General features: G+C 52.3%; 21 protein-coding genes. 15 read left to right on the plus strand and 6 right to left on the minus strand.

Features of this window, described 5'->3' with window-relative positions; genetic code table 11:
• The first annotated feature begins 251 nt into the window (after positions 1-251).
• Both speF and potE read left to right on the plus strand, forming a co-directional pair.
• The gene (gene speF, locus WHR59_RS16750; RefSeq protein ID WP_338843315.1) at positions 252-2450 is read left to right on the plus strand and encodes an ornithine decarboxylase SpeF; all 2199 of its coding nucleotides are present in this window, start codon (positions 252-254) and stop codon (positions 2448-2450) included.
• Positions 2447-3766 (plus strand): putrescine-ornithine antiporter, encoded by a 1320-nt coding sequence (gene potE, locus WHR59_RS16755; RefSeq protein ID WP_043015592.1) that lies wholly within the window; start codon positions 2447-2449, stop codon positions 3764-3766. The genes speF and potE overlap by 4 nt, the downstream gene beginning before the upstream one ends.
• Positions 3767-3863: 97 nt before the next feature.
• On the opposite strand, the gene pgm is transcribed toward potE, so the two are convergent.
• Positions 3864-5504 carry a phosphoglucomutase (alpha-D-glucose-1,6-bisphosphate-dependent) gene (gene pgm, locus WHR59_RS16760; protein WP_338843316.1) on the minus strand — a complete coding sequence of 547 codons (1641 nt, stop codon included), beginning with the start codon at positions 5502-5504 and terminating at the stop codon, positions 3864-3866.
• A 24-nt stretch (positions 5505-5528) separates the two neighbouring features.
• Positions 5529-6071, minus strand: coding sequence for a replication initiation negative regulator SeqA (gene seqA, locus WHR59_RS16765; protein ID WP_016152261.1), 543 nt, complete (start codon positions 6069-6071; stop codon positions 5529-5531).
• A 193-nt stretch (positions 6072-6264) separates the two neighbouring features.
• On the opposite strand from seqA, the gene ybfF reads away from it, so the two are divergent.
• The 9 genes from ybfF to WHR59_RS16810 all read left to right on the plus strand — a co-directional run bounded on the left by ybfF (position 6265) and on the right by WHR59_RS16810 (position 13907).
• On the plus strand, positions 6265-7038 hold the full coding sequence (gene ybfF / locus WHR59_RS16770; protein WP_043017865.1) for an esterase: 774 nt from the start codon (positions 6265-6267) through the stop codon (positions 7036-7038).
• Positions 7039-7166: 128 nt separating this feature from the next.
• Positions 7167-7454, plus strand: a complete 288-nt coding sequence (gene ybfE / locus WHR59_RS16775) for a LexA regulated protein (protein ID WP_043015591.1) — start codon at positions 7167-7169, stop codon at positions 7452-7454.
• Positions 7455-7609: 155 nt separating this feature from the next.
• The gene (gene fldA, locus WHR59_RS16780; RefSeq protein ID WP_003022839.1) at positions 7610-8140 is read left to right on the plus strand and encodes a flavodoxin FldA; all 531 of its coding nucleotides are present in this window, start codon (positions 7610-7612) and stop codon (positions 8138-8140) included.
• Between the two features lie 210 nt (positions 8141-8350).
• Complete coding sequence (locus WHR59_RS16785; RefSeq protein ID WP_049259739.1) at positions 8351-8437, plus strand: ryhB-regulated fur leader peptide; 87 nt, start codon at positions 8351-8353, stop codon at positions 8435-8437.
• Positions 8430-8876, plus strand: coding sequence for a ferric iron uptake transcriptional regulator (gene fur, locus WHR59_RS16790; RefSeq protein WP_003022836.1), 447 nt, complete (start codon positions 8430-8432; stop codon positions 8874-8876). Before WHR59_RS16785 ends, fur begins: the two co-directional genes overlap by 8 nt.
• A gap of 128 nt (positions 8877-9004) precedes the next feature.
• Positions 9005-9931 (plus strand): tricarballylate utilization LysR family transcriptional regulator TcuR, encoded by a 927-nt coding sequence (gene tcuR / locus WHR59_RS16795; RefSeq protein WP_043015590.1) that lies wholly within the window; start codon positions 9005-9007, stop codon positions 9929-9931.
• Positions 9932-10028: 97 nt separating this feature from the next.
• Complete coding sequence (gene tcuA, locus WHR59_RS16800) at positions 10029-11432, plus strand: FAD-dependent tricarballylate dehydrogenase TcuA (protein WP_075144990.1); 1404 nt, start codon at positions 10029-10031, stop codon at positions 11430-11432.
• On the plus strand, positions 11419-12558 hold the full coding sequence (tcuB, locus tag WHR59_RS16805) for a tricarballylate utilization 4Fe-4S protein TcuB (RefSeq protein ID WP_043015588.1): 1140 nt from the start codon (positions 11419-11421) through the stop codon (positions 12556-12558). The genes tcuA and tcuB overlap by 14 nt, the downstream gene beginning before the upstream one ends.
• Positions 12559-12611: 53 nt before the next feature.
• Positions 12612-13907: an MFS transporter gene (locus WHR59_RS16810; protein WP_043015587.1), complete on the plus strand. Its 1296-nt coding sequence runs from the start codon at positions 12612-12614 to the stop codon at positions 13905-13907.
• A gap of 51 nt (positions 13908-13958) precedes the next feature.
• On the opposite strand, the gene chiQ is transcribed toward WHR59_RS16810, so the two are convergent.
• The 4 genes from chiQ to nagE all read right to left on the minus strand — a co-directional run bounded on the left by chiQ (position 13959) and on the right by nagE (position 20112).
• Positions 13959-14291 carry a ChiQ/YbfN family lipoprotein gene (gene chiQ, locus WHR59_RS16815; protein ID WP_047412664.1) on the minus strand — a complete coding sequence of 111 codons (333 nt, stop codon included), beginning with the start codon at positions 14289-14291 and terminating at the stop codon, positions 13959-13961.
• Positions 14292-14340: 49 nt separating this feature from the next.
• On the minus strand, positions 14341-15747 hold the full coding sequence (gene chiP / locus WHR59_RS16820) for a chitoporin ChiP (RefSeq protein WP_047412667.1): 1407 nt from the start codon (positions 15745-15747) through the stop codon (positions 14341-14343).
• A 560-nt stretch (positions 15748-16307) separates the two neighbouring features.
• Positions 16308-17975, minus strand: coding sequence for a glutamine--tRNA ligase (gene glnS, locus WHR59_RS16825; protein ID WP_043015584.1), 1668 nt, complete (start codon positions 17973-17975; stop codon positions 16308-16310).
• Between the two features lie 187 nt (positions 17976-18162).
• On the minus strand, positions 18163-20112 hold the full coding sequence (gene nagE / locus WHR59_RS16830) for a PTS N-acetyl glucosamine transporter subunit IIABC (protein WP_047412672.1): 1950 nt from the start codon (positions 20110-20112) through the stop codon (positions 18163-18165).
• 342 nt (positions 20113-20454) lie between these two features.
• Between nagE and nagB the strand changes: the two genes are divergently transcribed.
• From nagB to nagD, 4 genes are all read left to right on the plus strand, one after another.
• Entirely contained in the window at positions 20455-21255 is an 801-nt protein-coding gene (nagB, locus tag WHR59_RS16835; RefSeq protein WP_003022803.1) for a glucosamine-6-phosphate deaminase, read from the plus strand.
• 60 nt (positions 21256-21315) lie between these two features.
• Positions 21316-22464 carry an N-acetylglucosamine-6-phosphate deacetylase gene (gene nagA, locus WHR59_RS16840; RefSeq protein ID WP_043015582.1) on the plus strand — a complete coding sequence of 383 codons (1149 nt, stop codon included), beginning with the start codon at positions 21316-21318 and terminating at the stop codon, positions 22462-22464.
• Between the two features lie 8 nt (positions 22465-22472).
• Positions 22473-23693: a DNA-binding transcriptional regulator NagC gene (gene nagC / locus WHR59_RS16845; RefSeq protein WP_043015581.1), complete on the plus strand. Its 1221-nt coding sequence runs from the start codon at positions 22473-22475 to the stop codon at positions 23691-23693.
• 166 nt (positions 23694-23859) lie between these two features.
• A complete protein-coding gene (gene nagD / locus WHR59_RS16850) occupies positions 23860-24612 on the plus strand; it encodes a ribonucleotide monophosphatase NagD (protein ID WP_338843317.1) in 753 nt (250 codons plus the stop codon).
• The last annotated feature ends 85 nt before the right edge of the window (positions 24613-24697 follow it).

Raw genomic sequence — 24697 nt, forward strand, 5'->3', positions numbered from 1 at the left:
ACTGGGATAAGCGAGTAAAGCCAACACAGATGCAGCTTGAAAGACGACGGGTATAACGCCTGTATCGACAGTGCTCTCCCTGCATAACCCTGTATTACCTGTGACCGGACCGGTTAGGGTTTATTGCATCTTCAAAAAAGCAATTTACTGATTTATTTATCAGCGGTATGACTTTGCTTTTTTTCCGGAGTTATCAATTTCTCATTTGAGAAATTGAGGACCTGCTATTACCTAAAAATAAAGAGATGAAAATGTCAGAATTAAAAATTGCCGTAAGCCGTTCCTGTCCTGATTGTTTTTACACGCAACGTTCCTGCGTAAATATCGATGAAAGTAATTTTATTGATGTTGCTGCCATCGTGTTATCCATCAATGATGTTGAACGTGGAAAACTCGATGAAATTGACGCCACCGGCTACGGCATTCCTGTTTTTATCGCCACCGAAAATGAAGAACGTGTTCCACCTGAACATCTGCCGCGCATCTCCGGGGTATTCGAATGTAATGAAGCCCGTACCGCCTTTTATGGTCGGCAGTTAGAAACCGCCGCCAGCCATTATGAAACGCAGTTACGTCCGCCATTCTTTCGTGCACTTGTCGACTACGTAAATCAAGGTAACAGCGCCTTTGATTGCCCTGGTCATCAGGGTGGCGAGTTTTTCCGTCGCCATCCCGCGGGTAATCAGTTTGTCGAATATTTCGGCGAAGCGCTTTTCCGCTCCGATTTGTGTAACGCCGATGTCGCAATGGGTGACCTACTGATCCATGAAGGTGCCCCCTGCATTGCACAACAGCATGCTGCCAAAGTCTTCAACGCAGATAAGACCTACTTCGTACTAAACGGAACTTCCTCATCAAATAAAGTCGTACTTAACGCGCTGCTCACCCCTGGCGATTTGGTGTTATTCGATCGCAACAACCACAAGTCAAACCACCACGGCGCGTTGTTACAGGCTGGGGCTACGCCGATATATCTGGAAACTGCACGCAACCCGTACGGGTTTATCGGCGGGATTGACGCACACTGCTTTGAAGAAAGCTATCTACGTGAACTGGTGAGCGAAGTTGCGCCTCAACGTTCGAAAGATGTGCGTCCATTCCGTCTGGCCGTGATTCAGTTAGGTACCTACGATGGCACGATCTATAACGCCCGTCAGGTGGTCGATAAGATAGGTCATCTGTGCGACTACATCCTGTTCGACTCCGCGTGGGTTGGCTACGAGCAGTTTATCCCAATGATGGCCGATTGCTCTCCGCTGTTGCTGGATCTCAACGAAAACGACCCCGGCATTCTGGTCACCCAGTCGGTGCACAAACAACAGGCGGGTTTCTCTCAGACTTCGCAAATCCACAAAAAAGACAGCCACATCAAAGGCCAGTCTCGCTATGTGCCCCATAAACGAATGAATAATGCGTTCATGATGCACGCCTCCACCAGCCCGTTTTATCCGCTGTTTGCCGCGCTGGACATTAACGCCAAAATGCATGAAGGCGTCAGCGGACGCAACATGTGGATGGATTGCGTCGTCAACGGGATTGATACTCGTAAACTGATCCTGGAAAACTGCCACCATATCCGCCCATTTGTACCTGAAATGGTCTCGGGCAAACCGTGGCAAGCTTATCCCACGACTGAAATCGCCAGCGACCTCCGTTTCTTCCACTTTGTCCCTGGAGAACACTGGCATGCCTTTGAAGGTTATGCCGAACACCAGTATTTTGTGGATCCATGCAAATTGCTGCTTATCACACCAGGGATCAATGCACGTGATGGCGAGTATGACACCTTCGGCGTTCCGGCCACTATTCTGGCTAACTTCTTGCGAGAAAATGGTGTAGTGCCCGAAAAATGTGACCTCAACTCCATCCTGTTCCTGCTGACCCCAGCAGAAGATATGGCGAAGCTACAGCAGCTTGTCGCTCTGTTGGTGCGTTTTGAAAAACTGCTGGAAGCCGATGCTCCGTTGGCCGACGTTCTGCCTTCTATCTACAAACAGCACGAAGCCCGCTACGCCGGTTACAGCCTGCGCCAACTGTGTCAGGAAATGCACGATTTGTACGCCCGCCACAACGTGAAGCAGTTACAGAAAGAGATGTTCCGTAAGGCACATTTCCCGCACGTCAGCATGAATCCCCAGGATGCCAACTATGCATATCTGCGTGGTGAAGTTGAACTGGTGCGTCTACCTGACGCTGAAGGTCGCATCGCAGCGGAAGGCGCGCTTCCTTATCCTCCGGGTGTGCTGTGTGTAGTTCCGGGTGAAATCTGGGGAGGTTCAGTATTACGTTACTTCAGTGCGCTGGAAGAAGGGATCAATTTGCTACCGGGTTTTGCGCCTGAACTCCAGGGGGTCTACATCGAAGAGCACGATGGTCGTAAACAGGTGTGGTGCTACGTAATTAAGCAACAAAGCGCGCAACACGCTCTGTTGAAAGGGGAAATGTTATGAGCAAAGCCAAATCCAATAAAATGGGCGTCGTCCAGCTCACCATCCTGACCATGGTTAATATGATGGGATCGGGAATAATCATGCTGCCCACCAAACTTGCGGAAGTCGGCACCATCTCGATCATATCGTGGCTGGTTACTGCTGTCGGTTCAATGGCGCTGGCCTGGGCCTTCGCAAAATGCGGTATGTTCAGTCGCAAATCCGGCGGTATGGGCGGTTACGCGGAATACGCCTTTGGCAAATCCGGTAACTTTATGGCGAACTACACCTATGGCGTTTCACTATTAATTGCCAACGTAGCCATCGCAATCTCTGCCGTGGGTTACGGTACCGAACTGTTTGGCGCCACACTGACACCTGTGCAGATTGGCCTGGCAACCATCGGCGTGCTGTGGATCTGCACCGTCGCCAACTTTGGCGGTGCGCGTATTACCGGACAAATCAGCAGCATCACCGTCTGGGGCGTAATTATTCCGGTTGTCGGTCTGTGTATCATCGGCTGGTTCTGGTTCAGTCCGACACTGTATGCTAACTCCTGGAATCCGCATCACGTACCATTCTTCACGGCGGTAGGTTCTTCCATTGCGATGACGTTGTGGGCTTTCCTGGGTCTGGAATCAGCCTGCGCCAACGCCGAAGTGGTCGAAAACCCGGAACGCAACGTGCCTATCGCAGTACTGGGCGGTACGCTAGGAGCTGCTGTGATTTATATCGTCTCAACCAACGTGATAGCGGGGATTGTGCCGAATATGGCTCTGGCTAACTCTACTGCGCCGTTCGGTTTAGCCTTTGCACAAATGTTCACCCCGGAAGTCGGTAAAGTGATCATGGCGCTGATGGTGATGTCCTGCTGCGGTTCACTGCTGGGTTGGCAGTTCACTATCGCCCAGGTATTCAAATCGTCGGCTGATGGTGGTTACTTCCCTAAAATCTTCTCCCGCGTGACCAAAGTAGACGCGCCGGTTCAGGGGATGCTGGCAATCGTAATAATCCAGAGTGGTTTATCGCTGATGACTATCAGCCCGTCGCTGAACAGTCAGTTCAACGTGCTGGTCAATCTGGCGGTCGTGACGAACATCATTCCGTATATTCTGTCGATGGCCGCACTGGTTATTATTCAGAAGATGGCGAATGTTCCGTCATCGAAAGCGAAACCGGCAAACTTTGTGGCGTTTATTGGCGCATTGTACAGCTTCTATGCGCTCTACTCCTCCGGCGAAGAAGCAATGCTTTACGGTTCTATCGTGACCTTCCTCGGCTGGACGCTGTATGGCCTGGTATCACCGCGCTTTGAACTGAAAAATAATCACAGTTAAAGCCCGATAAAAAGCCCGGTAGCGCTAGCGCTTACCGGGCCTACGATCGCTTTTGTAGGCCGGGCAAACGTAGCACCGCCCGGCACACAAATTGTACTTATGCGTTCTTCAACACTTCACTGACGATCTCAACGGCTTCTTTTTCGATCTGCTTGCGGTGTTCTTCACCCAGGAAGCTCTCGCAGTAGATTTTATAAGCGTCTTCCGTACCTGATGGACGCGCGGCAAACCAGCCGTTTTCAGTCATCACTTTCAGACCACCGATAGAAGCACCGTTGCCCGGTGCCGCCGTCAGACGCGCAGTGATCGGGTCGCCCGCCAGCGTGCTGGCGCTCACCATTTCCGGAGACAGCTTAGACAGCGCCGCTTTCTGCGCGGAGGTCGCGCTCGCCTGCAGGCGGTTGTAGCTTGGCGCGCCAAAGCGAGCAGCCAGCTCATTGTAGTGCTCCTGCGGGTTCTTACCGGTCACAGCGGTAATTTCTGCCGCCAGCAGGCACATGATGATACCGTCTTTGTCGGTCGACCACGGTGTACCGTCGAAGCGCAGGAAAGAAGCCCCCGCGCTCTCTTCACCACCAAAGCCAAAGCTGCCGTCAAACAGACCATCAACGAACCATTTAAAGCCAACCGGAACTTCGACCAGTTTACGCCCTAAATCATTCACCACGCGGTCAATCATCGCCGATGACACCAGCGTCTTACCGACGGCAACGTCTTTGCCCCATTGCGGACGGTGCTGGAACAGGTAGTTGATCGCCACCGCCAGGTAGTGGTTCGGGTTCATCAGCCCTGCCGGGGTGACGATACCGTGACGGTCGTAGTCCGGATCGTTAGCAAAAGCCAAATCGAACTTGTCGCGCAGCGCCAACAGGCCCGCCATCGCGCACTCGGAGGAGCAGTCCATACGGATTGCGCCATCTTTGTCGAGATGCATGAAACGGAAAGTTTGATCAACGTGATCGTTAACGATAGTCAGATTCAGGTTGTAGTGCTTAGCAATACGTTTCCAGTATTCGATACCGGAACCGCCCAGCGGATCGACACCCAAGGTCAGGCCAGCTTTCTGGATTGCCGCCATGTCGACGATGTCAGCCAGTCCTTCAACAAACGGCTGAACCAGGTCCTGCTCTTTGACATGACCCGATGCCAGCGCAGCGTCCAGCGACATACGCTTCACACCTTGCAGACCGTCAGCCAACAGGGCGTTAGCCCTGTCTTCCACCACTTTGGTGACGTTGGTATCTGCCGGACCACCGTTTGGCGGGTTGTATTTAATGCCGCCATCTTCCGGTGGGTTGTGGGACGGCGTAATCACAATGCCATCCGCCAGAGGGCCGCCTTTTTTGTTGTGGACCAGGATAGCGTTCGACACGGCAGGGGTTGGCGTAAAGCCGTTATTTTCCTGCACGATGACTTCAACGCCGTTCGCCGCCAGCACTTCCAGTACAGAGATAAAAGCCGGTTCAGACAGCGCGTGGGTATCCTTGCCCACATAGCACGGGCCAGTAATCCCGTTCTTCGCACGTTCTTCAGCAATCGCCTGAGCGATAGCCAGAATATGCGGCTCGTTAAAACTATGACGACCTGCACTACCGCGATGTCCGGACGTACCGAACTTGACGGCGTGCTCAGCGTTCCCTGCCGTTGGTTTCAGTACATAGTACTGTGCCGTCAGTTGGGCGACGTTAATCAAATCACTCTGTTGCGCAGGTTGACCTGCACGGTTGTGGATTGCCATTGCCTGGTCCTTCTAATGCAAGGATTAAATTGTTCCGCAAACCTTTTCAATCAATTCCGCAGGGAATTGCATTGACTGCATGATGTGCTCAACCATGCTGCATTTACGGCCGGTATTGGTATTGGTGATCACCCAGTACGGCGTGCCTGGCACGTGTTTTGGTTTGGTTTGATTACCATTTTTCAGCAGCGTCTGTTCATCCGCTGCAAAATAAACGCGCGTACGACCATGCAACGATTCTGTTGCTTCGGCGAACGCGTTTTGATCCAGTGAATAGAGTGTAGACAGCACCAGCATAAAGCGATTTACTGCTTTCTTCTGCTCCGCGTATTCGTCGGACAGCAGCAGTTCACGCATGGCGCGCACTTTATCTTTTACGGGGTTAACCGGCTTCGCTTCCACGACGGCTTGCACAGCGCGGACTTCTTTAACTACCGGAGTGACAGGCTGTGATGCGGCGGAAAATTTCAACATACGCCGTAAAATGTCGGATGCGCTCTCGCCGATATGCTTGGTGTGGCTGGCAATATAGCTATAGAGTTCATCATCAACTTCAATCGTTTTCATCTTAATCCAGTGCAGTGTTTAGCTGAATACAAGTTGTTGGGTCAACACGCGTAGTGTAAAGACAAATCCCAACAGCGGATAGCGTCAAGCCTGGTGGCGGGCAAAACTCGGAGTAACCGTAGTTGTTGCAGCCATGTGGCAGAATGGTCAACATGATACCCTAACCCGTGAGTGTGAAAAAAAGAACTTTGCCATGAAATTGAATATCCGAGCGCAATCTGCGCAAAACCTGCACAATAATTCTCCCATCGTCCTGGTTCACGGCCTGTTTGGCAGTCTGGATAACCTGGGGATCCTGGCGCGCTCCCTGGTAGCCGATCACGATATCATCCAGGTTGATATGCGAAACCATGGACTCTCCCCTCGCTCGCCTGAGATGAATTATCCGGCCATGGCGCAAGATCTGCTGGATACTCTGGACGATCGGCAGATAGATAAAGCGATCTTTATTGGTCACTCGATGGGGGGTAAAGCCGTCATGGCGTTGACCGCACTGGCCCCGGAGCGTGTCGAACGGCTGGTGGCCATCGACATCGCCCCCGTTGACTATCATGTGCGCCGTCACGATGAGATTTTTGCGGCAATCAATGCTGTAACCGATGCGCAGGCCACTTCGCGTCAGCAGGCGGCGAGCGTCATGCGTCAACATCTGCAAGAAGAAGGCGTTATCCAATTTCTGCTGAAATCATTTGTCGACGGCGAGTGGCGTTTTAACGTTCCCGTGCTGTGGGATCAATATCCCCATATCGTCGGTTGGGAGACCATTCCGCCGTGGGAGCACCCGGCGCTGTTTATCCCTGGCGGCAACTCACCGTATGTTACCGAAGCGTATCGCGAACAGCTGCTGGCGCAATTCCCGCAGGCTCGGGCGCACGTTATTGCTGGCGCGGGTCATTGGGTGCATGCAGAAAAACCGGAGGCGGTGCTGCGCGCCATCCGTCGTTATCTGGACGAGCAGGCTAACTGATTAAAAACTCAGCGTCTGCGCGCGATTACGCGCGTGGGCGTTGGCGTGTCCCCCCTGCTGATGTATTATGGCGCGCTATCCATCCGGGCAGACGCCTGGCTGATTGTTTCCCCGAAGTCACCAAGATCATGGCCAAAGAACAAACGGACCGTACGACATTAGATCTGTTCGCGCAGGAGCGTCGCCCGGGACGACCCAAAACTAATCCGCTCTCGCGTGATGAACAGTTACGTATTAACAAACGTAATCAGCTTAAACGCGATAAAGTTCGCGGGCTTAAGCGTGTCGAACTGAAACTGAACGCTGATGCCGTTGACGCTCTGAACGAGCTGGCCGAGGCGCGCAATATGAGTCGCAGTGAACTCATCGAAGAGATGCTGATGGCCCAACTCAGCGCATTGCGCGGTCAGGCTTAGTCTGAATTTCTGCTCTAAATCATAAATCGTGTAGCACAGAGTGCAGTCCTGCGTGTTTGCTGTTTCCGCATGCCTGACTGTTCTGCTATGATTGCCCTTATCCGTGGGCAATGCGCCACCACCATTTCAATAAGTTTCAAGAGGTTATTTTACTCATGGCAATCACTGGCATCTTTTTCGGCAGCGACACCGGTAACACCGAAAACATCGCAAAAATGATTCAAAAACAGCTTGGTAAAGACGTTGCCGATGTTCATGACATTGCAAAAAGCAGCAAAGAAGACCTCGAAGGGTATGACATTCTGCTACTCGGCATCCCAACCTGGTACTACGGTGAAGCGCAGTGTGACTGGGACGATTTCTTCCCAACCCTCGAAGACATTGATTTTAACGGCAAACTGGTTGCATTGTTCGGCTGCGGCGACCAGGAAGATTACGCAGAATATTTCTGCGATGCGTTAGGCACAATTCGCGACATCATCGAACCGCGCGGCGCAACCATCGTTGGTCACTGGCCGACAGCGGGTTATCACTTTGAAGCGTCCAAAGGTCTGGCTGACGACGACCACTTTGTCGGTCTGGCTATCGATGAAGATCGCCAGCCTGAACTGACCGCTGAGCGCGTAGAAAAATGGGTTAAGCAGATCTCTGAAGAGCTGCACCTCGACGAAATCATCAATGCCTGATTTCGTGCGGCGCAGATTTCCATCTGCGCCGCATCAATAGATAAAACCAATCAAAATAATTGCTACAAATTTGTAACTTTTTCGTCTGACCCTGTACAATGGCTGGATGCCAATCGGGTGTTGCACAGTGTGTTTGTCGGCGATACCACGTTTTGATTAACAATATATGCCAGAGACTTGCAGTTTTCATTTAGCCATGGCAGTTCTATAATGAATCGCATTATCTCAAGTGCAATTTCTGTCACTTCTGTTAATGAAGTGAATCGTTTAGCTACAGGACAGATTCCGCATGACTGACAACAATACCGCATTAAAGAAGGCTGGCCTGAAAGTAACGCTTCCTCGTTTAAAAATTCTGGAAGTTCTTCAGGAACCGGATAACCATCACGTCAGTGCGGAAGACTTATACAAACGCCTGATCGATATGGGTGAAGAAATTGGTCTGGCGACCGTGTATCGCGTGCTGAACCAGTTTGATGATGCCGGTATCGTGACCCGCCATAATTTTGAAGGTGGTAAATCCGTCTTCGAACTGACTCAACAGCATCATCACGATCACCTCATCTGCCTTGACTGCGGCAAAGTGGTCGAGTTCAGCGATGATTCCATCGAAGCCCGCCAGCGTGAGATTGCGGCTAAACATGGCATTCGCTTAACTAACCATAGCCTCTATCTTTACGGTCACTGCGCCGAAGGCGATTGCCGCGAAGATGAGCACGCCCACGACGGCAAATAATGTAATGCTTTCTGAAAAGCCAACCCTCCGGTTGGCTTTTTTTATGGGCGTTACCTGCCCTTTTCCCCTTCCCTCCGCTCCTGTGTTGCTTTAATGTAAAAATCAATTGCCCCTTCCGGAGAGTCGAAATGGAACTTCGCCAGCTACGCTATTTTGTGCGCATTGTAGAAACCGGCAGCATGGGTAGCGCGGCGCTCGATCTCAATATCGGGGTTTCGGCACTCAGCCAGCAAATGTCGCGTCTGGAAAACGAACTCGCTATTCGCCTGCTGCAGCGCACCTCGCGAGGCGTGACGCCGACCAGCGCCGGACTGGCTTTTTACTCCCAGGCGCAGCTGGCGCTCCGTCACGCAGACGATGCGATCCTCGCCGCACGAGAGTCCCGGCTTTCCGGGCACGTCAGCGTCGGTATGGCTCCCAGTACCGCTTCCGTTCTCGGTATGCCTTTTATTCACGCCATGCGGGAAAGCTATAGCGATGTTCGCCTGCACGTGGTGGAAAGTCTCTCTGGTAATCTGGAACGGATGATTAATACCCGCCAGATTGATCTGGCTGTGGTGTTTCAAAAAGAAAAGATCCTGCGCTGGAGTGCCAGACCGATTCTCGAAGAACGGCTGTTTTTGATTGGGACCCATGCCCTACTGGCTGATATTGCCGATGACAATATTGCGCCTGCCCAACTGGCGAGTATTCCATTGATAATGCCAAGCCCAGGCCACGGTCTGCGCGGCAGGCTGGAGGCAATTAGTCAGGAACACGCGCTGAACATTGAGATCGCTACAGAAATTGATGGTCTGGCGCTGCTGATGCGCGCCGTGCGCAGTGGCATTGGCGCCACTCTTCAACCCGGAGCGGCGATTTCCCATCTCGATAAAGAGACGCTAAGAGTGATCGGCGTCCATAATCCGATACTTAGCCGCCCCAATTTTCTGGTGAGCCTATCTGACGATGAGCTCACCCCGGCGGGCCTCGCTGCCCGCGTGGTACTGACGAAAGTGATGCATCAACTGGTAGAAGCAGGAAGCTGGCCAGGTGCCATCCTTTACAATAACTAAAGCCCTCTTTAGCGCTACGTCATAGCGCCCGCACAAGCCGCACGTATACATTTCAATTACAAATTTAACAATTAGTTAAATGGTAATGGAGTATACGATGGTTGATGTTCTGGTGATTGGCGGTGGCAATGCTGCCTTATGCGCTGCCCTTACCGCCCGGGAGCAAGGCGCTTCCGTTTTACTACTCGAAGCGGCTCCCCGGGAATGGCGTGGGGGAAATTCCCAACACACGCGTAATCTGCGCTGTATGCATGATGCGCCGCAGGATGTGCTGGTAGAAAGCTATCCGGAAGAGGAGTTCTGGCAAGACCTGCAGCGCGTAACAGAAGGAAATACCAACGAAGCCCTGGCGCGTCTGGTGATCCGTACCTCATCACATTGCCGCGACTGGATGCGCCAGCACGGCGTCAATTTTCAGCCTCCACTCTCTGGCGCTTTACACGTGGCGCGAACCAACGCTTTTTTTATGGGGGGCGGTAAAGCTCTCGTGAATGCCTATTATCGCAGCGCAGAAAAGCTGGGCGTACAAATCCGCTATAACACACCGGTGCAGGCGCTTGAACTGCACAATGGCGAGTTCGTGGCGGCGCTGTCAGGCAACGAGCGTATCACAGCGAAATCCTGCGTGCTTGCCGCGGGCGGGTTTGAGTCTAACCGCGAATGGCTGCGAGAAGCGTGGGGAGAGAACGAGCGCGGCGAGTGGCCTGCGGATAACTTCCTGATTCGCGGTACGCGCTTTAACCAGGGCGTACTGCTCAAATTTATGATGGATGCCGGAGCCGACATTATCGGCGAACCCTCCCAGTCACACTGCGTAGCCATTGACGCCAGAGCGCCATTATATGACGGCGGAATTTGCACCCGCGTGGACTGCGTTTCGCTCGGCATAGTCGTCAACCGTGACGCTGAGCGTTTTTATGATGAGGGCGAAGATTTCTGGCCGAAACGCTACGCCATCTGGGGACGTCTGGTCGCTCAACAGCCAGGGCAGATTGGTTACTCCATCATCGACAGTAAAGCCATCGGCCACTTCATGCCTCCGGTCTTTCCTGGCGCACAGGCCAATACGCTGGCAGAACTGGCTCATCAGTTGGGGCTGAATGGTGAACGCTTTACCCACACCGTGACGGAGTACAACAACGCCTGCCAGCCCGGCCAGTTCGACCATACCGTTCTGGATAACTGCGCCACCAAAGATTTGCTACCCGCGAAAACGCACTGGGCACGACCGCTGGACCAACCGCCATACTACGGCTATGCCCTGCGACCAGGGATCACCTTCACCTATCTCGGGTTAAAAGTGAACGAGCGCGCTGCCGTTCACTTTGCCGGGCAGCCAAGCCGTAACCTGTTCGTCGCCGGAGAGATGATGGCAGGCAACGTGCTGGGCAAGGGCTACACCGCAGGTGTGGGCATGTCAATCGGCACAACCTTTGGCCGTATTGCCGGAAAAGAAGCCGCGCTGGCCGCACGTAAGGAGACTCGTCATGAGGCAGCTTGAGAAACTGATTATCGAAGCGCAAATTATCACTGAACCGGAAGCGGAAGTTGAACGCGTGATGCAGGTCTGCAACGCCTGTCGCTATTGTGAAGGATTTTGCGCCGTGTTCCCGGCCATGACGCAGCGCCTGGAATTCGGTAAAGCGGATATCAATTATCTGGCAAACTTGTGCCATAACTGCGGCGCTTGCCTGCACGCGTGTCAGTACGCCCCACCTCATGAATTTGCCATCAACGTACCGAAAGCGATGGCGGAAGTCCGGCTCGAAACCTATCAGCACTACGCGCAACCCGCCGCCTTTGGCGCGCTTTATCGTCGCGCAGGTGTCACCGTGACGCTGGCGCTGGTTTTCGGTCTGATCCTGTTTTTACTCCTCGCCATCGGTTTGAAAGGTTCACTATTCCATCCTCCGCTGGCCGGGGATTTCTATCAAATTTTCCCGCATAACCTGCTGGCCTGGATGTTTGGTTCGGTCTTTATTCTGGCGATCGGTTTGCTGATGGCGGGCGTGATCCGCTTCTGGCGCGAGATCTCTCCGGGTATGCCGCGTTCCGCCGAGATTGCTGAAGCCTCACACGATGCACTGACGCTGAAATATCTCGATGGTGGCCACGGCAAAGGGTGTAACGAAGCGGATGATGCCTTCACCCTGATGCGCCGCCGCTTCCATCACTTTACCTTCTACGGTTTTATGCTCTGCTTTGCCGCCACCGTGGTCGCAACGGGCTATCACTACTTTGCAGGCATAGAAGCTCCCTATCCGTTCTTCAGCGTTCCGGTGATGCTGGGCACGTTGGGTGGCATTGGCCTGGTTGTCGGCCCGGCTGGCTTGCTATGGCTCAATCTCAAACGCTCACCGCTACATGGCGACGCAAGGCAGAAACCGATGGATCGCGGTTTTATTTTGCTGCTGCTGCTGACCAGTCTGACCGGTCTGGCGCTGCTGGCGGGAAGAGACACTTCATGGATGGCTATTTTACTGGCCATTCATCTCGGTGTGGTCATGGCGCTTTTTCTGACCATTCCTTACGGAAAATTTGCCCATGGATTTTACCGCTGCGCAGCCTTACTCAAGTGGGCGATTGAGAAACGGCGCGGCAAACAGGCGGGGGTCACAGGCGACTAACCCGCAAACTCTTACCTCTATAAATATTATGATAGGACAGTGGAGCAAACCCAATGACACAACAACCATCGCGCGCCGGAACTTTCGGCGCAATACTGCGGGTAACCAGCGGTAATTTTCTCGAACAGTTCGACTTTTTTCTGTTCGGTTTTTACGCCACCTATATCGCCAGGACTTTCTTTCCTGCGGAGAGTGAATTTGCCGGGCTCATGTTGACCTTCGCGGTATTCGGCTCGGGTTTCTTAATGCGACCGGTTGGGGCAATCGTGCTGGGCGCTTACATCGACAGAATTGGTCGCCGTAAGGGACTGATGGTGACGCTGGCGATTATGGGCTGCGGTACCCTGCTGATTGCCCTTGTTCCCGGTTATCAAAGTATTGGCCTGCTGGCTCCTGTGCTGGTATTAGTTGGTCGATTATTACAGGGCTTCTCTGCGGGCGTGGAGCTGGGCGGCGTCTCGGTTTATCTGTCTGAAATCGCCACGCCTGGCAATAAAGGCTTTTACACAAGCTGGCAGTCCGCCAGCCAACAGGTCGCGATTGTGGTAGCTGCATTGATTGGTTACGGCCTGAACGCCACGCTGGGGCACGATGAGATCTCTGAATGGGGTTGGCGCATTCCTTTCTTTATTGGTTGCATGATTATTCCTTTGATCTTCGTCCTGCGCCGTTCGCTTCAGGAGACCGACGCATTTTTACAACGAACACATCGGCCCGACACCAGGGAAATTTTCACCACTATCATCAAAAACTGGCGCCTCATTGCTGCGGGTACGCTGCTGGTGGCGATGACCACTACGACGTTCTATTTCATTACCGTCTACACCCCGACCTACGGCAGGGCTGTACTCCACCTGAGCGCGCGCGATAGCCTGGTAGTCACCATGCTGGTCGGTATTTCTAACTTTATCTGGCTGCCGATTGGCGGGGCAATTTCTGACCGAATTGGTCGTCGTCCGGTGTTGATGGGGATTACCGTACTCGCACTGATCACCACCTGGCCGGTAATGCACTGGCTCACCGCCGCGCCAGATTTTACGCGCATGACGTTGGTCCTGCTTTGGTTCTCGTTCTTTTTTGGGATGTATAACGGGGCAATGGTAGCCGCACTCACCGAGGTGATGCCGGTCTATGTGCGTACGGTGGGCTTTTCACTGGCATTCAGTCTTGCCACGGCGATTTTTGGCGGCCTAACGCCGGTCATATCCACGGCGCTGGTTCAGCTCACCGGGGATAAAAGCTCACCGGGATGGTGGCTGATGTGCGCGGCACTTTGCGGACTCGCCGCCACGGCAATGCTGTTTGTGCGGCTTAGTCGGGGTTATCAACCGGTGGAACATAAGCTCTGAAAAGCAAACGGGCGGAAAAATTCTCCGCCCGTTGTATTTTCATTTTTCGATTTACTGCGCAGTATTCTTGCTACGAATTTCCTGCCAGACTTTGTTGCAATCAGCATTAACAGACTGATCGTTACCCGTGCGCGTGGCCTGGATACACTGCTGATAATCCAGTACGCGTACGCTTTCTTCATTGGCAAACTGCTGGTGCTGCTTTTCTTTCTTCAGCACATTCAACACGCTTTGGCAGGCTTCTATTTTCTCCGGCGATCCTTGCGCGGTATTAATACACGCGCTGTAGGCTTCTTTCAGACGGCTGTCTTCTTTCGGCGCAGGGGATTGTGCACAAGCCACCAGCCCTGATGCCATAACGGCGATGAGTATCAGTTTTTTCATAGCACTTTCCTCAACGATGCGGCAGGCGCCAGGCCTGCCGCTGTTGGCATTAGAAGATGGTGAACGGAGCAATAACGATGAATTTCACGTCACGCTCATCCTGGAAGATGTTGCCGTAACCACCGCCCCAGCTCGGAATATCTGAATGGTTGTCGTACTGGGTGAAGTGCAGTTTAAACATGGTGCCCTTCGCACGACCGTCCTGCAGGGTATAAACCGCATCCAGGCTGTAAGAAGACTCTTCGATAGTCCGGTTTTTGTCGTAGTACGCATCCGGGTTGAGCTGCCAGGTAGAAGGTTTGGCATCCCATGCGTAAACGTAGGACGCGCCCACTGCCCAGCCCGGCAGGTTCCAGTTCTTCAGGTCATACATTGCGCCGAAGAAGACTGCCTTTTCGCCGTTGGCGTTGAAGTCGGAACGGTTATCCCACCAGACATCAAGGCGACCGTTGGATGAGGCGTAGGTCGGCGTCATACGTTGCAGGAAGTAACCCTGCTGCCCGTCCGCTTTAACCCAGGTCCCTTCCAGACGCAGGTCAACCACTTCCGCCACTTTGTAGCCGAAGGTCAACGCCTGCAGCCAGGCCGTACCGTCATAAATATCGTTCACGGTGCGGTCATCAACTTTGTCACGCGCGCCGTAGAACTGGTAGCTGGTGGTAAACGGGTTACCGCCTAAATCGAATTTGTAGCTGGCTTTTGCGAAGTACTGATCGACGTAGCCTTCAGACTGACCAAATGCCGCTTCCAGCAACAGGTTATTTTTGAAGTCATATTTCGCGCCGATTGAGTGCAGGTAATCTACGCTGGTCTTTTTATCAGCCTGATAGAATTTATCGACTTCGGTGTGCCACGGTGCTTTATATTCGTTGGCCCACATATAGGAGAAGCTCAGTGCACCCGCATCACCATAGTCGAAGTTGGCGCCGGCTTCAGCACCCTGATAGGTCCCTGGCATAAAGCTCCAGTGCGGAGCCAACAGAGTCTGTCCGGTTGGTTGAATGTAACCGGCACGCGCCCAGGTTGGGCCGTATTTAAATTTGGCTGCTGCTTTATAAAGACTAATTCCGCTTTTATCGCCGGAGTAATCTTCGTCATAGCCTTTATTTTTTGAAGAGAATGCGATTTCGTTTGGATGGCCGCTTTCGCTACTTTCGTTCATTTCAATAGCGGTGAATGCTGCGATATCAATACCAAACATATCGGCCGCATAACCGGATTGGAAGTCGAGGTTAGCGTTCCAGGTGGAGTGAGAAAGGTTGGTTTTGTATTTGTCATGATCGGTCACATCTTTACGGTCACGCTCACGCTGCCAGTAATAGATGCCGCCGGTTAAAGTGGAATCATCAATGAAACCTTCGGCGTGTACCTGGGGAGCAACAACAAAACCCGACATTGCTGTGATACCGGCGATAGCCAGCGCCAGCGTACTACGTTTGCCACTAAACGTACGCATATGTTAATCCTCTTTGACGTATAACCCTTCGTCTTTCAAGCCGCATCTGCGTTGGCTTTCCTCGCTCATCCCAGTCACGTACTGATGTACGCTCCCGGGAATTCGCTGCGTCGCCGCCTTGATGCAACTCGAAATCCATTGGGTATTAAATGCTGCCGATAAAAGCGGTCAGCGAAAAAACAAAAATTAAAAAAGTAGCGCTAAGAAAACCTCAGTGACTACAATGAATAGACTATTTTTCGCGACGCGAATTATCAATCTCTTTCTGTAACGAGTATGTAATAGTATGAGCAACCGCACATATTTCATTGCTTTCTGTTACATTTTCATTGGGAGATAAAAAAGCGTTGAGAAAATGAAAAAAAGGCTTGTTTTCCATGGAGATGAAATCGGTTTCAGCCCATTTCATATTGAGGTAAGTTATTTAAACGCAAAAACATTCAGCCAATCCATTATTACAGGCATGTAATTAATTCGCTCCGCAAACGGAGCCTGGCGCACGGTTTTTTTGCGAAAAAAAACGCCGCATGAAGCGGCGTTTAGACAGGATATGAGGCAGCTTATTCGCCCACTTTAGCCCACGTATCACGCAGACCAACGGTGCGGTTAAACACCAGCTTGTCAGCCGTTGCATAGCGGCTGTCGAGGCAGAAGTAGCCTTCACGTTCAAACTGGAACGCCTTGCCTGCAACCGCGGCCTGCAGTGATGGCTCGCCGTAGCCGTGTTTAATGACCAGCGACTCCGGGTTGATGACGGACAGGAAATCTTCCGCCGCACCTGGATTTGGTACGCTAAACAGGCGGTCGTACAGACGGATTTCAATCGGCAGCGCATGGGACGCGCTTACCCAATGAATAACGCCTTTTACTTTACGACCATCGGCTGGATCTTTGCTCAGAGTGTCCGCATCGTAAGTGCAGAAAATGGTGGTGATATTCCCTTCCGCATCTTTCTCTACACGCTCGGCCTTGATCACGTAAGCGTTACGCAGACGTACTTCTTTGCCCATCACCAGACGCTTGTACTGCTTGTTGGCTTCTTCACGGAAGTCTGCGCGATCGATCCAAATTTCACCGCTGAACGGCACTTCACGGCTGCCCATTTCCGGTTTATTCGGATGGTTAGGCATGGTGACCAGTTCGCTCTCGCCCTGCGGGTAGTTTTCGATAACCAGTTTCACCGGATCGATAACCGCCATCGCGCGCGGGGCGTTTTCATTCAGATCTTCGCGAATACAGGATTCCAGAGAAGCGATCTCAATGGTGTTGTCCTGCTTGGTCACGCCAATACGTTTGCAAAACTCACGGATAGCGGCGGCGGTGTAACCACGACGACGCAGACCAGAGATCGTTGGCATACGCGGATCGTCCCAGCCTTCAACGTGCTTGTCAGTCACCAGCAGATTCAGCTTGCGCTTGGACATCACGGTGTATTCCAGATTCAGGCGCGAGAATTCGTACTGGCGCGGATGAACCGGAATAGTGATGTTGTCCAGCACCCAGTCGTACAGACGACGGTTATCCTGGAACTCCAGCGTACACAGTGAATGCGTAATGCCTTCCAGCGCATCGCTGATGCAGTGGGTAAAGTCGTACATCGGGTAGATGCACCACTTGTTGCCGGTCTGGTGGTGTTCGGCGAATTTAATACGATACAGCACCGGATCGCGCATTACGATAAACGGCGAAGCCATATCGATTTTCGCGCGCAGGCAGGCTTTACCTTCTTCAAAACCCCCGGTACGCATTTTTTCGAACAGCGCCAGGTTCTCTTCGACGCTACGATCGCGGTACGGGCTGTTTTTGCCAGGCTGAGTCAACGTGCCACGGTATTCGCGGATTTCGTCCGCTGACAGTTCGTCAACGTATGCCAGACCTTTATTAATAAGCTCTACCGCATAGGCGTGAAGCTGATCGAAGTAATCCGAAGAGTAGCGAATATCGCCAGTCCAGTGGAAACCTAACCATTCAACGTCGTTTTTAATCGACTCAACGTACTCGATATCTTCTTTAACCGGGTTCGTATCATCAAAACGCAGGTTGCACTGGCCCTGGTAATCTTGCGCAATGCCAAAGTTCAGACAAATGGATTTCGCGTGGCCAATGTGCAGATAGCCATTTGGCTCCGGCGGAAAACGTGTATGGATAGTGGTGTGCTTACCACTGGCCAGATCTTCATCGATGATCTGACGAATAAAGTTACTCGGGCGGGCTTCAGCCTCACTCATCGTGGATTCCTCAAAGCGTAAACAACGTATAACGGAACATGATCTTATAAGCGACGTCAGGAGACAACTATTAGTTGCACAAAAAAGGTGTTTCAACAGGATATATGAGGGTATTTGCTGCAAAAAAAAGCGGCGGAGGAAGATCCCCCGCCGCTTAAGGCACTTAACTCACTTTACTCAGGAGCAGTTATTTACCTTTAATCTCATACAGTGGTGTTTGACCAGCAACCACATGACCTTCGGCTTTAATGACCAGAGCGCCGAAATCATCGCTGTTGCTGCACACAACCGGGCTAATCATGGAACGTGCGTTGGCGTTCAGGTACTCCAGGTCCATTTCCAGAATCGGTTGGCCTGCAGTCACTTCCGCGCCTTCTTCAACCAGACGCTTAAAGCCTTTACCTTCCAGCGCGACGGTATCGATACCCATATGGACCACGATTTCCGCGCCTTTCACGGTTTCCAGACAGAACGCATGGTTAGTGTTGAAGATTTTCACGATGGTGCCCGCAGCCGGAGCAACCACGATTTTATCCGTTGGTTTTACCGCCACGCCGTCGCCTACCGCTTTGCTGGCGAAGGCTTCATCAGGAACCTGCTCCAGCGCAACGACGTCACCGGTAATCGGAGAAACCAGCGCTTCAACGGTTGCTGCGTTTGCTACAGCCTGCGGTTTTGCAACCGGAGTCGCTGCTGCTGGCGCAGTTTCGCCAGACGCTGCCGCCACCGGACCACGCGCGACAACTTTTTTCATTTCGTCGCCGATGGATTCAGCTTTCGCACCCACAATGACCTGGATAGTTTGCTTGTTCAGCTTAACCACTCCAGAAGCACCTAAACGTTTACACATCGCATCGTTTACGCGACCGGAGTCGGCAACGGTCAGACGCAGACGAGTGATACAGGCATCAATTGCTTTCAGGTTATCGGTACCGCCAACCGCTGCAATGTAGCTGGTTGCCAGTTGAGCCAAACCTTCTTCAGTGTTGCTGTTGGCTTCTTCAGTAACGATGTCGTCTTCTTTATCTTCGCGGCCCGGCGTTTTCAGGTTAAACATACGGATAACCGCGCTGAACAACACAAAGTAGATAACGAAGAACACCAGACCCATCACCACCAGCATCCAGACGTTCTGGCTTGCTGCCGGCAGGTTGTACATCAACACGTAGTCGATAGCACCTGCGGAGAAGGAGAAGCCTGCGTGGATACCCAGCAGTGTTGCAACGAACAGGCTGATACCTGTTAACAGTGCGTGCAGGAGGTACAGCAGTGGAGCCAGGAACATGAACAGGAATTCCAGCGGCTCGGTAACACCGGTCAGGAATGCAGTGATCGCAACGGACAGCAGCATACCGCCAACCATCGGACGACGTGCTTTCGGAGCCGCGAAGTACATCGCCAGCGCCGCACCCGGCAGACCAAACATCATGATCGGGAAGAAACCAGACATGAACATACCCGCAGTGCCGTCACCCGCGTAGAAGCGGTTGATGTCACCGTGGAATACGGTACCAGCGGCGTTAGTAAATTCGCCAATCTGGAACCAGGCGATGGTGTTCAGAACCTGATGCAGACCGGTTGGGATCAACAGACGGTTGATGAAACCAAAGATACCGGAACCCAGTGCGCCTGCGCCCACAATCCACTCACCACCCGCATGGATGGCGTTCTGCACCGGTGGCCACACGTAGCCGAAGATAGCAGCCAGCACCAGACAGAAGAAGCCAGTGGCGATCGGCACAAAGCGTTTGCCGCCAAAGAAGCTCAGGAAGTCAGGCAGTTTGATACCAGACCAACGGTTATACACCGCACCGCCGACCAGACCGGTGATGATACCCGCCAGCACACCCATATTGATGGCCGGGTTAATGGTAACCATTGCTTTGGTCAATATGAAATAACCGACCGCACCCGCCAACGCTGCCGCGCCCGCGCTGTCTTTTGACCAGCTGGAAGCCACACCGATAGCGAAAATTAACGCGAGGTTATCAAAGATGGCCCCACCCGCTTGCGCGATGAAGGGTACGTTAAGTAAATCTGGTTGGCCGAATCGCAGCAGCAGTGCCGCGACTGGCAGCACAGCGATGGGGAGCTGTAACGCCCTACCCAGCCGCTGGAAAAAACCTAAAATATTCATTTTATTCCCCCTACGAGACCCCGATTAGGCTTCTTTGAAGCCATATTTTTATTGTGCGACCATTCCTGACAGCAAGATTCTGGAGCAACGATATTAACCATTCATCTACATTCAGAGTGTGTGAAAATTTAATTCGTATCGCAAATTAAACGCGTGTTTTTTGTGATTTCAGTCACCAAATATCGTTATTAAGCCTCCCTTCTACTGGCTAACTACGAAAACTTATTTTATCATTCAAAAAATCGAAACGGATTGATCCTTACCGATGCAAAACCAGGTTACGCTTAATACTGCACAGAGACTCAATCCGCCAACTGCTTACATTTACTTTTGAGGTGAAGAATGAGACTGATCCCCCTGAATACCGCTGAACAAGTCGGCAAATGGGCTGCTCGCCATATCGTTAACCGTATTAACGCGTTCAAACCAACGGCAGATCGTCCGTTCGTTCTGGGCCTGCCGACTGGCGGTACTCCGCTGACAGCTTATAAAGCATTGGTTGAAATGCACAAAGCGGGCCAGGTGAGCTTCAAACATGTTGTAACTTTCAATATGGATGAATATGTTGGCCTGCCGAAAGAACATCCGGAAAGCTACCATAGCTTCATGCATCGCAACTTCTTTGATCACGTTGATATTCCAGCAGAAAACATCAACCTCCTCAATGGTAACGCGCCCGATATTGATGCAGAATGCCGCCAGTATGAAGAAAAAATTCGTTCTTACGGTAAAATCCACCTGTTTATGGGCGGTGTAGGCAACGATGGTCACATCGCGTTCAACGAACCGGCCTCCTCTTTGGCTTCCCGTACTCGCATCAAAACGCTGACTCACGACACGCGTGTTGCTAACTCACGCTTCTTTGACGGCGACGTAAGCCAGGTGCCTAAATACGCCCTGACCGTTGGCGTGGGCACCCTGCTGGATGCCGAAGAAGTGATGATCCTGGTACTGGGTCACCAGAAGGCGCAGGCGCTGCAAGCTGCCGTTGAAGGCAACGTTAACCACATGTGGACCATCAGCTGTCTGCAGCTGCATCCGAAAGCCGTTGTGGTGTGCGATGAGCCTTCCACCATGGAACTGAAAGTGAAAACGCTGAAATACTTTAACGAGTTAGAAGCGGAAAATATTAAAGGTCTGTAATTGATGTCTCCGCCCTGTCGATAAGTTGCAGGGCGGCATTTTTTGAAATCGGGGGTCGGAATGTATGCTTTAACCCAGGGCCGGATCTTTACCGGTCACGAAATTCTTGATGACCATGCGATTGTTGTCGCCAATGGCCTGATTGACAGCGTTTGCCCACTGGCTGAGTTACCGTCAGGAATTGAACAGCGCTCACTGAATGGGGCCATTGTTTCCCCCGGTTTTATTGATGTACAGCTAAACGGCTGCGGCGGCGTACAGTTTAACGATACGGCAGAGGCCGTGACCGTTGAAACGCTGGAAATCATGCAGAAAGCCAATGAAAAATCCGGCTGCACCAGCTACCTGCCAACGCTTATTACCACCAGCGATGACCTGATGAAACAAGGCGTTCGCGTCATGCGTGAATACCTGGCGAAACACCCAAATCAGGCATTAGGGCTTCATCTTGAAGGTCCGTGGCTGAATCTGGTGAAAAAAGGTACTCATAATCCGGGATTTGTCCGTCAGCCGGACGCTGCGCTGGTCGATTTCCTGTGCGATAATGCCGATGTGATCACCAAAGTGACGCTGGCGCCAGAAATGGTCCCGGTCGAGGTCATCACCAAACTGGTAAATGCAGGTATTGTTGTTTCTGCAGGTCACTCAAATGCGACGGTAAAAGAAGCAAAAATCGGCTTCCGCGCAGGCATCACCTTTGCGACACATCTGTTCAACGCGATGCCGTATATTACCGGCCGTGAGCCCGGTCTGGCGGGTGCGATTCTTGATGAAGCCGATATCTATTGCGGTATCATCGCCGATGGCCTGCACGTTGACTACGTTAACATTCGTAATGCCAAACGCCTGAAAGGCGACAAGCTGTGCCTGGTCACCGATGCGACCGCGCCGGCAGGTGCAAACATTGAACAGTTCATTTTCGCTGGTAAAACAATATACTACCGGAATGGATTGTGCGTTGATGAGAACGGTACGTTGAGCGGTTCATCATTAACCATGATTGAAGGCGTACGCAATCTGGTCGAACATGCGAATATCGCTCTCGACGAAGTCTTACGCATGGCAACGCTCTACCCTGCTCGCGCCATTGGCGTCGACAAACAACTCGGCAGCATCGCGCCAGGCAAAGTAGCCAACCTGACTGCGTTCACGCACGACTTTAAAATCATCAAGACCATCGTTAATGGCAACGAGGTCGTTACTGAGTAAGAGAAAGAATGACACCAGGCGGACAAGCTCAAATAGGTAATGTTGATCTCGTAAAACAGCTTAACAGCGCGGCGGTTTATCGCCTGATTGACCAGCATGGGCCAATCTCGCGAATTCAAATTGCCGAGCAAAGCCAGCTTGCCCCCGCCAGCGTAACCAAAATTACGCGTCAGTTGATCGAACGCGGGCTGATCAAAGAAGTCGATCAGCAGGCCTCCACCGGAGGCCGCCGCGCTATCTCTATCGTCACCGAAACCCGCAACTTCCACGCCATCGGCGTACGCCTGGGCCGTCACGACACGACGCTCACGCTCTATGATATGAGCAGTAAAGTGGTCGCCGAAGAGCATTACCCTCTCCCGGAGCGCACCCAGGAAACGCTGGAGTATGCCCTGCTCAACACCATTGCAACGTTTATTGAGAGCTGCCAGCGGAAAATCCGTGAGCTGATTGCGATTTCCGTCATTCTGCCTGGCCTGGTTGATCCTGAAAGCGGCGTCATCCGCTATATGCCGCACATTCAGGTCGAAAACTGGGGGCTGGTCGAAGCGCTCGAAAAACGCTTCAAGGTTACCTGCTTTGTCGGTCACGATATCCGCAGTCTGGCGCTGGCTGAGCACTATTTCGGGGCAAGCCAGGATTGCGAAGACTCCATTTTGGTGCGAGTTCACCGCGGAACCGGGGCGGGAATTATTTCCAATGGCCGAATTTTCATCGGTCGCAATGGCAACGTGGGCGAGATTGGTCACATTCAGGTTGAACCACTGGGTGAGCGCTGTCACTGCGGTAACTTCGGCTGTCTGGAAACCATTGCCGCCAATGCCTCCATCGAACACCGCGTGCAGAACTTATTGAAACAGGGTTATCCAAGCCGGCTCACGCTGGATGATTGCAGCATTAAAGCTATCTGTAAGGCGGCAAATAAAGGCGATAATCTGGCAGCAGAAGTCATTGAGCACGTTGGTCGCCACCTGGGTAAAACCATCGCCATCGCTATCAACCTGTTTAACCCACAAAAAATCGTCATTGCGGGCGAAATTACCGAGGCTGATAAAGTGCTGCTGCCTGCAATAGAAAGCTGTATCAACACGCAGGCGTTGAAAGCGTTTCGCCACAATTTACCGGTGGTTCGTTCCACGCTGGATCACCGCTCTGCCATTGGCGCCTTTGCGTTGGTGAAGCGTGCGATGCTCAACGGTACACTGCTGCAACGTTTGCTGGAAAACTAATACACGTCATCCTTCGAGCTGACTCTGCGTTAGCTGCATCTGCTCACCCCGGTCACTTACTTCAGTAAGCTCCAGGGGTTCGCAGACTTGCCGCCTTGATGCAACTCGAATGATGTAGTGTATTTTGTGTATAGTAATGCCTTCTTTTTTTAATGTCGGATTGTCCATGGCCATTAAGAATGTAATTTGTGATATCGACGGCGTGCTGATGCACGACAATGTTGCCGTACCAGGTGCGGCAGAATTTCTGACTGGGATCCTGGAAAAAGGCCTGCCGTTAGTTCTGCTGACCAATTACCCTTCACAGACCGGGCAAGATCTGGCGAACCGCTTCGCCACCGCGGGTGTAAATGTCCCTGATAGCGTCTTTTATACTTCCGCCATGGCTACCGCTGACTTTCTACGCCGCCAGGAAGGGAAAAAAGCCTATGTGGTAGGTGAAGGCGCGTTAATTCACGAACTGTATAAAGCCGGATTTACCATTACCGACGTGAACCCCGATTTTGTGATTGTTGGCGAGACGCGTTCCTATAACTGGGACATGATGCATAAAGCGGCATATTTTGTGGCCAACGGCGCGCGTTTCATTGCCACAAACCCGGATACTCACGGTCGCGGCTTTTATCCCGCCTGCGGTGCACTGTGCGCGGGTATCGAAAAAATATCTGGCCGCAAGCCGTTTTATGTCGGCAAGCCCAGCCCGTGGATTATTCGCGCGGCGCTCAATAAAATGCAGGCGCACTCGGAAGAGACCGTTATCGTTGGCGACAACCTGCGTACCGACATTCTGGCGGGCTTCCAGGCCGGTCTGGAAACCATCCTGGTATTGTCTGGCGTTTCGACGCTCGACGACATTGACAACATGCCGTTCAGACCAAGCTGGATTTACCCGTCCGTCGCTGAAATTGATGTGATTTGATTCGCAGGCCGGATAAGACATGAGTTCGTCTTGTTCGGCAAATTTGCGGCGTTATTGCCGGTAGGCAGTATCAACACCTTATCCG

It is taken from the genome of Citrobacter europaeus (assembly GCF_037482245.1).
Taxonomy (GTDB): domain Bacteria; phylum Pseudomonadota; class Gammaproteobacteria; order Enterobacterales; family Enterobacteriaceae; genus Citrobacter; species Citrobacter europaeus.